The sequence below is a fragment of the Pseudomonas sp. SR18 genome (genome assembly GCF_023701505.1).
GTDB classification, from domain to species: Bacteria; Pseudomonadota; Gammaproteobacteria; order Pseudomonadales; family Pseudomonadaceae; genus Aquipseudomonas; species Aquipseudomonas cyclaminis.
This window is the reverse complement of sequence record NZ_JAMQAU010000008.1, coordinates 36965-49962: the sequence shown is the minus strand read 5'-3', so window position 1 is coordinate 49962 and position 12998 is coordinate 36965. Positions and strand designations below refer to the sequence as shown.

Here is a 12998-nt window from a genome sequence, read left to right as displayed (position 1 = left end):
TGACACTGACCATGGATGGGCACTCACGCCACGGCACCCCGCATCAGTTCGTCCTGGCCGAAGTCGAAACGTCCGAGTACTTTCACCTTCGAGGTGCTTCCCAGTTCAGCAAAGGACAGCACCGGAACATGGTTGAACTCCTCCAGCAGCAGGGTACGTAGAGGGCTGCGCAAGTCTTGCGCTACCAACATCACGCTTTTGGTTTTTGGACGTAAGGTAAAAGCCTGGTTGAGCAGGCTGACCAGCGCTGCACTGCTCTCATCGTCAAGCGCAAAAAACACCCCGGTCTGAGTCTGGCGCAGTGCCTCGCGCAAGGTGTTTTCGCTCTGCGGTGACAACAACCACACGTGCAGGCCATCAGCTTCACTGTACTGGTGAAATATCTGGGACTTGAGGGCAATACGGGCATAGCCGGCCAATGCCTCCGGCTCACGTTCATGCTGGCCATATTCGATCAGCGACTCGACGATCAGCCGCACTGCGCGCAGCGGCACGCCTTCACCGGCCAGTCGTTGCAATACCGCTGAAAACCGCGAAAGCGGCATGATGCGTTGTAACTCTTGCACCAGTTCGGGCTGGTTGTGCTCCAGCCAACTGAGGATCGACTTGCTCTCCTGAATACCCAGGAACTGCGGTCCACTGAGCATCATCGCTTGCTTCATGCGTTCAATAATCAAGGTCGTTGCACTGAAGCGCTCCAACTGCGGATCATCCAGCACCGGATCATCAGGCCTCACCCAGACCCATTCCTGCTCATCACGCTCGGCCAGCCCTTGCAGGGCGTCTTCCAGCTCAACAGTCAGCGCCTTGCGCTCTACCGCCACGCGGCTGACGACAGAGGCTTTGATCATCGGCACTTCATGCACGCAAAACCGCATTTCATCGTCGGCCAGCGAATCATCCAGCTCGACCTCGAATGGCGGCAACGTGAGCCCGATGTTAGCGACAAGCGCATTGCGTGCCTGGCGGATGCCGTGAATCAAGTCCGTCACTTGCGGCGTCCCTCGCAGTGCAGGGGGGAACTTCAACAAGTAAGGCCGCGACGGATCAAAGCCACGCAGGTCTTCACTGCCGTTCTCTTCAGGGCGTACCGCTTCGGCTGCCTGGGCTTCGGGCTGCGCTTGTTGCTGCCGCTTGCGCGCGAGGTAATAACCCAGAGCCCCGGTCATAATCGAGATAAAGATAAACACCAGTGTGGGCATGCCCGGCACTATCGCGAACGCCAGCATTCCGACCGAAGCAATCATCCAGCTCTTGGGCTCGCTGGTCATTTGCCGGGCAATTTCGGCGCCCATATTGCTGACGCCCTTGCGGCCGTCCGGTGCGACGCGAGTAATGATCATGCCCGCCGTCAGCGAGATCAGCAGCGCAGGAATCTGCGCAATCAGGCCATCACCGATGGTCAGTACGGAATACAGCGAGATCGACTCGGCAGCGCTCAAGCCGTGCTGGAACATTCCCGTGGAGAAGCCGCCCAGCAGATTGACCAGCACAATGATCAAACCGGCGATGGCGTCGCCCTTGACGAACTTCATCGCCCCGTCCATGGCTCCGAACAATTGGCTTTCACGGGACAACTGCTCGCGCTTGTCCCGCGCTTGCCCGCCGTCAATCAGCCCGGCGCGCAGGTCACTGTCGATAGACATTTGCTTACCGGGCATCGCATCCAGGCTGAACCGCGCCGCGACTTCGGCGACCCGTTCCGAGCCTTTGGTGATGACCAGAAAATTGACCAGTGTCAGGATCAGGAAGATCACCATCCCCACCGCCAGATTGCCCCCGACCACAAAGTTGCCGAAGGCCTCGACGATCTCACCGGCGTCCTGTTCCAGCAGGATCAAGCGGGTGGTAGCGATCGACAGCGCCAGACGAAACATCGTGGTCAACAGCAAAATCGACGGGAACGACGAGAACGCCAACGGCCCCGGCAAATACAGCGCCAGCACGATCAACAGGCACGAGATACAAATATTCAGTGCAATAAGGATATCCACCAGCCAGGTGGGCAAAGGCACGATAAAAATAAACACGATGGCCATGACCACCACGGCGCCCAGCACCTCCGCACGCCGTGCCACCTTGAGCAGCACGTTATTGATGACCGCCAGTGCGGTCACGCCCGGTCCCTCGAAAAGCCAGCCACGTAGGCAGAGCCCCGTTCGATACGAGCAAACTCATCCATCACCAGCAAAAAGTTGTGCAGGGCCTCCTGACGCCCACGCTGATCACTCCACAACGCGATAGGGAACTGTTGGAACAACGGGTACAGCGCATTGAGCAACGCTAGAGAAACCGATGGCTTGTCACCGGCCAACTCCTGCACCAGGCTCTGGATCTCCGCAGGGGCGATGCCGCTGCCGGCATAACCCAGCAGGCGCTGCAGCAGGCTGACCGAGTCCTGCTCGATACTCATGCGCTGAATCAGCATCTGGCATGCCCCGAGCACCGCACTCAACTGCCCGCAGCTTTGCAGGCCCAGTAACAACGTACGCAACTGCGCCGTGGGTACCGACGGCGTGTGTGCCGCAATATCGTCCGCCAAGGCCTTGCGCATCACCATGAGCCCTGCGGCGAAACGGTCGCCACCGTACACGCCCAGCAAGGCCTGCATCATGCGAGCCAGGGACTGGCGCTGCACCACACTCGCGTAGTAGAGCGCCCGCACCGCCTGACACTCCTGCGGATCACCACTGGCCGCATGCAGCGTCATGGCGATGTTGAGCCCGGCCTGGATCTCGCCCTTGTAGCGAACCTCCAACTTGGCCAGCGCGTCTCGGGCCAGCCCGGCTTCGGTCTCGCGCAATTCACCTTCGGCCTGGGTCAGGACATGCTTGAGCACCACGTACGTGCAAGCAGGATCACGGCCAGTCAGCTCCACTATTGTGTCAACGCTGGGCCGTTGCAGCAGTTGCATCCTGATCCGACGCGCAACAGCGGAAAGGCTTGCGTCAGCGGGCAGGCTTAGCAGGCTGTAGAGCCGCTTGAACTGCTCGATGGGCGGCACGCGCACCTCAAACGTACGCTCGCCCAACGGTTGGTTGTTACGCATTGCTTCCTGGCTGAACACGTTGGCCAGTTCATCGATGCCCGTCGTAGCCGACAGCGTCTGGGGTGCGATCCCAGTGCTGGGACCCAACTGATCCGGATACTGGCTCTTTTGCACTTCAGGGGTGATTTCGACGTTCATGGGCGTGCCGACATAAGAAGAGTGTGTGCTTGTGTGGCAAGAAACCCCGAGACGGTTCCACTTTTATTCACACCCTGAACTTTTGAAAAAACCGGCACAAAACACCCATGGCTTTTTGCAAAAAACTGCGCAACCAGCATCAGATAAAATATTTTTATTCATATATTTCATCTACTTACATAGATCTTCCGTTTGGCACAGCCAGTGCTACAGGGCTTTGCGTCGAAAGCATTTCGACCCGTTCACCCTGAGGAAAAAACCATGAATCTTCCCATTGAAGCTTTAGCTCACCTCGTTGGCAGCTCGCCTCAATTCATGCATCACCTGACAGACGAACAGCAGAAAAAACTCCGACGCTTCATTCACAAACGCGTACTCAACCCGGAAGATGCGGATGACCTTCTGCAACTGACTTACCTGGAAGCATGGCGCAACCGCGAGCGCTTCTGCGGTAACGCATCGCTCAGCACCTGGATGTGTGGCATCGCACAGAACCTGATCCGCAATCATTTCAGGCGCATGTATGCCAAACCTGTGCATTGCGAATTTGATGAGTCGTTGTGGCATGGCCAGGCAGAAAACAACAACCTGGATTGGGAATTTGAGGTCAACCGCCGCCTGGAGAACACCCTGAGCGCCATCGACCATCTGCCAACGGAAATGCGCAAGACGCTATATGCATCGCTGGAAACCGACGGCAGCTACCAGGACACCGCCGACGTATTGGACATTCCTATCGGAACAGTCCGCTCACGCTTGTCGCGCGCGCGCGAACAGCTCAAGCGCGCCACCCAAAACCCGTTTCAACCGTAAGACTGGCTGACAGGCCAAACGTTGGGCGGCAGGGATATCTGCCCAACCGGACTCCACCTGTTTCCAGCCGGCGCCCCCAATGTTGCCAGGCCCCCACCACTGTCCAGACATCACGAAAGCAGAGGCTGGCAGTCACGCAACACCCTCAGTTTCGTTAAACAATTGAAAGCGTAGAAAAAATCTTCACAAAAATGCTTGACGCATTTGCGTTCTACGCGAATAATGCGCGCCACTTGGCTACGTAGCTCAGTTGGTTAGAGCATAGCATTCATAATGCTGGGGTCCGGGGTTCAAGTCCCTGCGTAGCCACCAAGTACCGATTCATAGATGTCTACAGCAGTCTGTGAATCACCTCAAGAAGCCCGCCTAGTGCGGGCTTTCTTGTGTCTGGAGTTTCATCCAGATCCGCCTCTCACATTACGCATGCTCTCTGAAAGCCTCGATTAAGCACGCGGCAAACGGGTGATTAACCCGTTGCGCGTAAGGCCTGCGAAAGAAGCAGTTGAATCAACTGACGGCGTTGATACGGCCGATCAGGGAGCCGGCTTCAAAGTAATCACCCGCCTGTTTGGCAATCTGAAGTTCACCCGCACAGGGGGCCAGAATCGATGTTTCCATCTTCATCGCTTCGACCACCGCGATCACTTGCCCGGCACTGACCGATTCGCCATCGTCGACGACCCAGGTGTGCAGGTTGCCTGCTACCGGCGTCAGTACCGCGTGCGGATCAACCGCCTCGCGTGTGATTGTGCTTTCGCTGGCGGGACCGGCGGCATTGAGGCTGACACCGCGCAACAGGGCCGCAGGCAGGCCTAGCTCATGGCGCTTGCCGTCGATCTCGACAAAGGTACGCAGCACGTCAGGGTCGGCTGACATGGCGTTGCGCGGCGCGATAGTGATCTGTTCGGCGAAGTCGGTTTCGATCCAGCGGGTGTGCACGGCGAAGCGATCGGCACCGGTGAAGTCGGCATGATCCATCACGGCCCGGTGGAAAGGCAGTACCGATGCGATGCCCTCGATGTTGAATTCAGCCAGTGCCCGGCGTGCACGGGCGATAGCCTGTTCGCGGGTGGCGCCGCTGACGATCAGTTTGGCCATCATCGAATCGAAGGTGCTGGGCACGCGTGAACCGCTGGTCACGCCGCTGTCCAGGCGCACGCCCGGGCCCGAGGGCGGCAGGAACTCGGAAATTTGCCCCGGTGTCGGCAAGAAGCCCTTGCCCGCATCTTCGGCGTTGATACGAAACTCAAAGCTATGGCCACGTGGGGTTGGCGTCTCGCTGAACGACAAAGGGAAACCGTCGGCGATGCGCAGTTGCTCGATCACCAGATCGACGCCGGTGGTTTCTTCGGTCACCGGGTGCTCGACTTGCAAGCGCGTGTTGACCTCAAGAAACGACAAGGTGCCATCCTGACTGAGCAGGAACTCCACCGTGCCGGCGCCGACGTAGCCGGCCTTGGCGCAGATATCGTGGGCGGACTGATGAATGCGCTGGCGCTGCGCATCGCTGATAAAAGGCGCGGGCGCCTCTTCCACCAGCTTCTGGTTGCGTCGTTGCAGCGAGCAGTCACGCGTGCCGACGACCACCACCTTGCCGTGTTTGTCGCCCAGAATCTGCGCTTCGATGTGCCGAGGGCGGTCGAGGAACTGCTCGACGAAACACTCACCGCGACCAAAGGCGGCTTCGGCTTCTCGCACGGCCGAGGCAAACAGCTCGGCGACCTCATCCGGGCGCCACGCGACTTTCATGCCGCGCCCCCCGCCGCCGAAGGCCGCCTTGATGGCAATCGGCAGGCCATACTGCTCGGCAAAGGCCAGCACTTGGGCGGCGCTTTCAACAGGTCCGGGTGTACCCGCAACCAGAGGTGCGCCGACCTGCTGGGCCAGTTTCCGCGCTTCGACCTTGTCCCCCAGCACGTCGATGGTCTCTGGGTTGGGACCCACCCAGATCAAGCCAGCGGCGATCACTGCGCGAGCAAAGTCGGCGCGCTCCGACAAAAAACCATAACCCGGGTGCACGGCATCGGCGCCGCTGCGTTTGGCGATGGCCAGGAGTTTTTCGATATCCAGGTAGGTCTCTGCCGGGCGTTGGCCATTCAGCGAAAACGCTTCGTCCGCCTGGCGCACATGCAGGGCGTCGATGTCCGCGTCGGCATACACCGCGACAGACTGCACACCGTAGTCGCGACAGGCGCGGGCGATGCGGACGGCGATTTCACCACGGTTGGCGATCAATAATTTTTTCATGGAGTTGTCTTCGCATCGGCAGTTGAAGAAGAGGCGTCTGTGCTGGGTCGGATTTCGTGGAATCCGCCCAGGGGGTTGAAGCGAATCTGCGCGTTGATCGGTATCTGCCCCGCCAGGTCCAAGTGGTGTGTCGCCACTGCGGCGATCACCGGGTAGCCACCGGTCAACGGATGGTCGGCCAAAAACAGCACGGGCTGGCCGCTGGCTGGCACTTGGATAGCGCCGACGGAGGTGCCTTCGCTGGGCAGTTCCTGAGGGTTGCTGCGCGTCAGCGGCGCATCACCGGCCAGGCGAATGCCTACCCGGTTGGACTGTGAGGTCACGCGCCAGAGCTGGCTGCTCAAGCGCTGGATCGCGTCTTCGGTAAACCAATCGGTGCGCGGCCCCATGACCACATCAAGGGTAACGATATGGGTCGCCGTCGGCAGCTCAAAGGCCGGGGCTTCGGTCAGCGATACGCTGGTGCCCGTGGTCAGGGTGGTGAAGCCCAGACGATCACCAGCGGCAAGTGCCGCAGGGCCGACCTGGGCCAACGTGTCCGTGGACAAACTGCCGAGCACCGGCGTGACCTCAAAACCGCCACGAATGGCCAGGTAGCTGCGCAGGCCCGCCAGCGGTGCGCCCAGACTGACACGGTCACCCACGTCCAGTTCGATGGGTTGATAGTTGCTGGCCGGCCATTGCAGGCCACTGGCGTTGGTGATGGTGACCGGCGTGTGCGCACCGGTGATCGCTATCACCGCACGGCCATGGCTAACGAAGCTCAAGCCGCCAAGTACCGACTCTACGCAAGCCATGTCCGAGCGATTGCCCACCGCGCGGTTGGCGGCGCGCAGGGCGCCGAGGTCGAGCGCACCAGAGCGGGAGACGCCTTGACCGGTTTGGCCGGGCCGTCCCATATCCTGCAAGACGCTGTGTAACCCAGGATGGATGATTTCCAGATAAGCACCGCTGGGGGCGGCGGGACGCAGTGCCGCAGCGGGGGTTGGCAGGCCGTTGGCCGGGAGCGGGCCGGCGTCGGTAAAGCGCACTTTATAACCAGGGCGCAGCAGGGCCGGCTCCGTGCGGTTCAGGTCCCACATCTGCAGGGGCGTGACACCGATGATCTGCCAGCCGCCAGGACTGGCTTGCGGATAGACGCCACTGAAATCCCCAGCCAGCGCCACGGCACCCGCCGGTATGCGGGTGCGAGGGGTTTGTCGGCGCGGCACCTGGAAACCGGCGCCGCCCGTGAGGTAGGCAAACCCCGGCGCGAACCCACAAAAGGCCACGCTGTAGTCATGGGCGGTGTGGCGCTGTATCACTTCGTTACGGCTGATGCCGAGCAGCGTGGCGACCTCGCCGAGGTCTTCGCCGTTGTAATGCACGGGAATTTCCACGCGGCGCTGTTCGCCCTCGCGGCGCTGGCTCAGGTCCCGGCCGGCGATACGATCGACCAGCGCCTGACGCTCGATGGCGCTGGGGCGAAACTGGATCAGCAGCGTCCGCGCAGCAGGCACAATTTCTTCCACGCCCGCAATAGGCTCCGCCATCAGGGCGTCGAACAAAGCCAAGGTCTCGTCGAGATCGTTCAATTCGACGAGCAGGGTGTCCAGGTTGACCGGTAGAAAACGCACGGGAGACTCCTAGACGTGATAGGTGCTGTCAGGCACATCGGTAATGAACATGTGGCCAGGGGCGTGGGTGATCGCGAAGGGCACGCCCGACGCCGCCACCGCCGCCTGGGGCGTCACACCGCAGGCCCAGAACACCGGGACTTCGCCGGGCTCGATGCGCACGGCATCGCCGAAATCGGGTCGACTCAGGTCTTGGATGCCCAGCAGCGCGGGCTCTCCGATATGCACCGGAGCGCCGTGGACCGACGGATAACGCCCGGAGATGCCACTGGCCTCGGCCACACGATCGGCCGGGATCGGGCGCATGGACACAACCATTTCACCCTGCAAACGTCCCGCCGGACGGCAAGCGCGGTTGGTCCGGTACATCGGTACGTTGCAGCCATCGGCGATATGCCGCACTTCGATGCCGGCTTCTTGCAAGGCGGTTTCAAAGGTAAAGCTGCAGCCAATCAAAAACGCCACCATATCGTCGTGCTCGGCCCAAGCCTGGGTGGCATCGCTGACTTCCTCGACCAGCTTGCCGTCCCGCCAGATGCGATACAGGGGGATGTCGGTACGCAGGTCCGCGCCTTCAGCCAACAGTGTTCGCGGGCTGCCCGCGTCGCTGACGTCGAGAATCGGGCAGGCTTTCGGGTTGCGCTGGGCGTACAGCAGAAAGTCGTAGGCCCATTCGCGCGGCAAGGCGATCAGGTTGGCCTGGGTCATGCCCGGCGCGATGCCGGCCGTGGGGGTGACCAGCCCGCCACGGTAGGTTTGACGTGCGTCCTGGGCAGCGGCAATGGCCGCTCGGCGGGCGCGGGCGAGCGTATTCATGGACGACCTCCGGCAAACGGTTGCAGCGACAGGTTGGCCTGCTCCAGCACTCGGCGCAATTCGCGAGCCATCTCTACGGCGGCAGGGCTGTCGCCGTGGACACAGATCGAGTCGGCCTGGATACGGGTGAGCGTGCCGTCGATGGCTTCGAGGGTGCCGTCTTGCACCAGGCGCAACATGCGTTGAGCCACAAGCTGCGGATCGTGCAGCACGGCGCCCGGTTCGCGTCGCGAAACCAGGGTGCCTTGCGGCGTATAGGCACGGTCGGCGAAGGCCTCGGCGACACACTGCAAGCCCTCGTTACGTGCCCACTCAATCAGCTCGGAGCCAGCCAACGCCACCAGGATCAGCGTGGGATCAATGGCACGGATGGCGGCGATCACCGCCAGCGCCTGGCGACGGTCGTGGGCAATGGTGTTGTACAACGCGCCATGGGGTTTCACGTAACGCACCGAGGTGCCGGCAGCCTTGGCCAAGCCTTGCAGCGCACCGATCTGGTAGATCACGTCGGCGGTGAGTTCATCGCTGGCCAGGTCCATGTTCCGTCGACCGAAACCCACCTTGTCCGGGTAGGCAACGTGGGCGCCAATGGCGACATTTCTTGCGGCGGCGGCTTTGAGTGTCCGCAGGATTCCGGCAGGGTCGCCGGCGTGGAAACCACAGGCGACGTTAGCGCTGGTTACCACATCGAGCATGGCGTCGTCGTCGCCCATGCTCCAGGCGCCGAAGCTTTCGCCGAGGTCGCTGTTGATATCTATCGTTGGCATTCACGTAACTCCTTTTTCGTTATCCGGCTCAGGCGACGCTGAGGATGGCAAAGATCGGCACAACGGATTTGATCGCCATGTACCAGGTCAGCAGGCAGGTCAGAGCGCCCAGGACCAAGAGCCAGCGTGGGTAATGGTAACCGCCCATGAGGTCGGATCGGCGCCAGCCGACGTAGATAAAGATGCTCAGGCCGATGGGCAGTATCAGACCGTTGAACCCGCCGGCAAACAGCAGCAGTGCGGCAGGCGCGGTGCCCAACAGAACAAAGATCAGCAGCGATACGGCGATGAACACAGTGGTGGCACGGTTGCGACTCTGCTCGGTGATGTCCGGCTTGAATACGGTGATAAAGGAAATGGACGTGTACGCGGCGCCGATCACACTGGTGATGCTGGCGGCCCAGAGGATGAGGCCGAAGATCCGCAGGCCGATCTGTCCCGCGGCTGCCTGGAAGGCTTGTGCAGCCGGATTGGCGCCCTGCCCCGAGGTGTCGATGACGACACCGCTGGCAACAACGCCAAGGATGGCGAGAAACAGGATATAGCGCATAAGGCCGGTGACCAGGATGCCGCTCAGGGCCGCCTTGGTCACAGCCTGGAGGTTTTCGACGCCGGTAGCACCGCGATCCAGCAGTTTATGAGCCCCCGCATAGGTGATGTAGCCACCGACCGTGCCTCCAACAATGGTGGTAATGGTGGCAAAGTTGATCTGGTCCGGAAGGACGGTCTGGTAGAGGGCTTCACCCAGAGGCGGGTTGGAGGCGAAGGCCACGAACAGCGTCAAGCCAATCATCACCACGCCCAGCACGACGATCAGCCGATCGACGGCCAACCCGGCGCGGTGAGAGAGGAAGATGCCGATAGCCAGCAGGGCGCTCAGGCCACCGCCCCACTTTGCATCAAGCCCCATCAGCGCATTCAGACCCAGCCCGGCACCGGCGATGTTGCCGACGTTGAATACCAGCCCACCGAAAATCACCAGCACCGCCAGCAGGTAACCGCTGCCTGGAATCGCTTTGTTGGCCACGTCTGCGGCACGCATTCGAGTCAGTGAAACGATACGCCAGACGTTAAGTTGAACCACGAAGTCGATCAGAATCGACGCCAGGATACCGAACGCAAATGCCGCCCCCATCTTGGCCGTGAACGTGGCGGTCTGGGTGATGAATCCAGGGCCGATGGCAGACGTCGCCATCATGAAAATCGCGGCGATCAACGAAGCGCGCCGCGCTTTTGTGAACGCTTGAGGGGTCTGTGTCACGGCATCATTCCTACAGTGAGAGATAGTTTGACTGAGCAATGAGCATGCCAAGACCCAGGCAAACACCCTGAAATGTAGATGCATCAAGGCATTCTTGTTGAACAATTCACATCCTATAGTTGAGCGATTGGCACCAAATTGTTACCTCATACCGCGCATGTGCTACTTAATGACGCATACGACGCGCGTCATCCTTGTGCCACTCACCCGCTCTGATGGAATAATGGAGCGGTTTTCTCACCTAGGATTTTTTATGAACGACGCCTCTTCCGCCCTGCCAAGATCACTGGGAGAAACCATCACCCAGGAAATTCGCAGGATGCTGGTCGAAGGCGAGCTCGTGCCCGGCCAACGCCTTTCAGAAGCGGCACTGGCCGAGAACCTGGATATTTCGCGCAACACGTTGAGAGAGGCCTTCCGGGTCCTGACGCGTGAAGGGTTGCTCAAACACGAACCCAACCGCGGCGTCACGGTGGCGGAACCGGACATGGGGTCGATCATCGACATCTACCGGGTGCGCCGCTTCATCGAGTGCAAGGCGATCGCACAGGGTTACCCCCAGCATCCAGGCACGCTGCACATGCGCGAGGCGGTCGAATTGGGCGTGCGTGCGCGCGAAGCGAAAGACTGGGGCGCGGTCGGCACGGCCAACATGATGTTCCACACCGCTATCGTCGAACTGGCCGACAGCCCGCGCCTGCTGGTGTTCTACGGTCAGATCTCGGCTGAATTGCGGCTGGCGTTCGGGCTGCTCAACGACCCTCAGTTCTTGCATTTGCCGTTTCTCAATATGAACGCTTCGATACTGCAGTGCGTTGAGGAGGGCCGGCCAGACGAGGCGACTGTCATGCTGGATGCCTACCTTGTGCAATCGGAGCGAACGGTGTTGGCCGCCTACGAACGCAGCCTGAGGCGATAGTCACCCAGCGCCCTATCAAATGAGACAACTTCTCATTAGTATGCCTGCTATTCGCGCAACGCAGCAGTAAGGTATCGGGGCCATGGAGACAGGGACGCCAGGGGATCAGGAAAAACTCAGCGCCGTTTTTATCGGGCAGCGCAGTGCGTTAATCCGTATGCTGTCGCGCGTCGTCGGCTGTTCGAACCAGGCGGAGGACCTGGCCCAGGAAACCTACCTGAAGGTAGCCAAGGCGCTGTACGCCCGCCCCATCGAACACTTGAAGCCGTTTCTTTATCAAACCGCGCAGTACCTGGCCTTTGACCATTTGCGCAGTGTGCGCAGCAAAAGGCGCTATGAGTGCCATTTGGCCGAAAGCCTGGTGGTCGAAGTGCCCACGACGGCACCCGGGCCGGAGAGTCAGGCTCAGGGCCAGCAGCAACTGCGGCAGTTTCAACAGGTGCTCGCTACCTTGCCCAAACGCCAGCAACAAATCCTGGTTTTACATCGACTGCACGACCTGTCCCAAGGCGAGATCGCCCAGCGCCTGCAGGTATCGTTGAGCACGGTGGAAAAGGACCTGCGCCAAGCCCTCACCGCCTGCGTCAAGCAAACGACCTACCATGATTGATCGCCCCGACATTCCCGATGCCGTACGTGAGCAGGCAGCCGACTGGTTCGCGCTGCGCGATGAGACAGCGCGCAACCTCATCACCCGCCAGCGCTTTGAGCAGTGGCGCACGGCCGATCCCCGGCACGCCAGCGCGTATGCGGAACTGGATACGATGTGGGAAAACCGCGCCTTCGAACAGGCCTTGAAAGACCTCGCCGTCGGCCTCGAATTACCCCCGCCCCCGCTAATCGCCAAGCCTCCCAGGATGCCAACCGCCCCATGAGCATCGAGACCGCCGAGGCCAGCGTGACCGTGGTCGGCACGCAATTGAGCGTCAGCCAGCGCAACTCGGGGGTCACCGTCGCCGTGCGCCAGGGCCAAGTGCGCTTCGCCGACCGCAAGGGCGAACAGAGCCTGTTGCACGCGGGCAACTGGCAACAGTTGCGCGATGGACAGTTGCAACCGCTGTCACTGGAAGGCAGTGAACGGCAGATGGCCTGGATCAACGGGCGGCTGTCGTTCCAGAACGCGCCACTGGTGCAGGTACTCGAAGAGATCCGGCGCTATTACCCGGCGCCGATCCTGTTATTCAACGATGCCGCCGCCAGTGAGCGCGTCAGCGGGAATTACCAGTTGGATGACCCCGTGGCGATCGTAAAGGCATTGAGTAAAGTCACGTCCACCCAGGTCCAGCGCCTGCCCGGTGGCATCCTGGTTATCCGCTGACACAGAGCCCCGACACCGTCGAAAAAAGTTTTACGGCTTTCGAAGGTTCAACCC

General features: G+C 60.8%; 12 protein-coding genes and 1 tRNA gene. 6 read left to right on the top strand and 7 right to left on the bottom strand.

All coding sequences use genetic code 11. From position 1 onward, the window contains the following. Positions 1-23: 23 nt before the first annotated feature. Both sctV and sctW read right to left on the bottom strand, forming a co-directional pair. Complete coding sequence (gene sctV / locus NDJ82_RS13675) at positions 24-2117, bottom strand: type III secretion system export apparatus subunit SctV (protein ID WP_191959569.1); 2094 nt, start codon at positions 2115-2117, stop codon at positions 24-26. After that, positions 2114-3187, bottom strand: coding sequence for a type III secretion system gatekeeper subunit SctW (gene sctW / locus NDJ82_RS13670; protein ID WP_250925697.1), 1074 nt, complete (start codon positions 3185-3187; stop codon positions 2114-2116). The genes sctV and sctW overlap by 4 nt, the downstream gene beginning before the upstream one ends. A gap of 261 nt (positions 3188-3448) precedes the next feature. On the opposite strand from sctW, the gene NDJ82_RS13665 reads away from it, so the two are divergent. Then, positions 3449-4000, top strand: a complete 552-nt coding sequence (locus NDJ82_RS13665; protein WP_099583929.1) for an RNA polymerase sigma factor — start codon at positions 3449-3451, stop codon at positions 3998-4000. A gap of 235 nt (positions 4001-4235) precedes the next feature. After that, a tRNA-Met gene (locus NDJ82_RS13660) sits at positions 4236-4312 on the top strand. A gap of 195 nt (positions 4313-4507) precedes the next feature. On the opposite strand, the gene NDJ82_RS13655 is transcribed toward NDJ82_RS13660, so the two are convergent. The 5 genes from NDJ82_RS13655 to NDJ82_RS13635 are packed head-to-tail and all read right to left on the bottom strand — an operon-like array spanning position 4508 to position 10707. Then, positions 4508-6247, bottom strand: coding sequence for an acetyl/propionyl/methylcrotonyl-CoA carboxylase subunit alpha (locus NDJ82_RS13655; RefSeq protein ID WP_250925696.1), 1740 nt, complete (start codon positions 6245-6247; stop codon positions 4508-4510). Continuing rightward, entirely contained in the window at positions 6244-7863 is a 1620-nt protein-coding gene (locus tag NDJ82_RS13650) for a 5-oxoprolinase subunit B/C family protein (RefSeq protein WP_250925695.1), read from the bottom strand. Before NDJ82_RS13650 ends, NDJ82_RS13655 begins: the two co-directional genes overlap by 4 nt. Positions 7864-7872: 9 nt before the next feature. Next, entirely contained in the window at positions 7873-8679 is an 807-nt protein-coding gene (locus NDJ82_RS13645) for a putative hydro-lyase (protein WP_191948008.1), read from the bottom strand. Beyond that, positions 8676-9446 (bottom strand): LamB/YcsF family protein, encoded by a 771-nt coding sequence (locus NDJ82_RS13640; protein ID WP_250925694.1) that lies wholly within the window; start codon positions 9444-9446, stop codon positions 8676-8678. The genes NDJ82_RS13645 and NDJ82_RS13640 overlap by 4 nt, the downstream gene beginning before the upstream one ends. Positions 9447-9474: 28 nt before the next feature. Then, entirely contained in the window at positions 9475-10707 is a 1233-nt protein-coding gene (locus NDJ82_RS13635) for an NRAMP family divalent metal transporter (protein ID WP_099583924.1), read from the bottom strand. 253 nt (positions 10708-10960) lie between these two features. On the opposite strand from NDJ82_RS13635, the gene NDJ82_RS13630 reads away from it, so the two are divergent. The 4 genes from NDJ82_RS13630 to NDJ82_RS13615 all read left to right on the top strand — a co-directional run bounded on the left by NDJ82_RS13630 (position 10961) and on the right by NDJ82_RS13615 (position 12944). Then, positions 10961-11626 carry a GntR family transcriptional regulator gene (locus tag NDJ82_RS13630; RefSeq protein ID WP_099583923.1) on the top strand — a complete coding sequence of 222 codons (666 nt, stop codon included), beginning with the start codon at positions 10961-10963 and terminating at the stop codon, positions 11624-11626. A gap of 82 nt (positions 11627-11708) precedes the next feature. Then, positions 11709-12236 carry an RNA polymerase sigma factor gene (locus NDJ82_RS13625; RefSeq protein WP_099583922.1) on the top strand — a complete coding sequence of 176 codons (528 nt, stop codon included), beginning with the start codon at positions 11709-11711 and terminating at the stop codon, positions 12234-12236. Further along, complete coding sequence (locus NDJ82_RS13620; RefSeq protein ID WP_250925693.1) at positions 12229-12501, top strand: FecR/PupR family sigma factor regulator; 273 nt, start codon at positions 12229-12231, stop codon at positions 12499-12501. Before NDJ82_RS13625 ends, NDJ82_RS13620 begins: the two co-directional genes overlap by 8 nt. Beyond that, on the top strand, positions 12498-12944 hold the full coding sequence (locus NDJ82_RS13615; protein WP_250925692.1) for a FecR family protein: 447 nt from the start codon (positions 12498-12500) through the stop codon (positions 12942-12944). The genes NDJ82_RS13620 and NDJ82_RS13615 overlap by 4 nt, the downstream gene beginning before the upstream one ends. Positions 12945-12998: the final 54 nt, after the last annotated feature.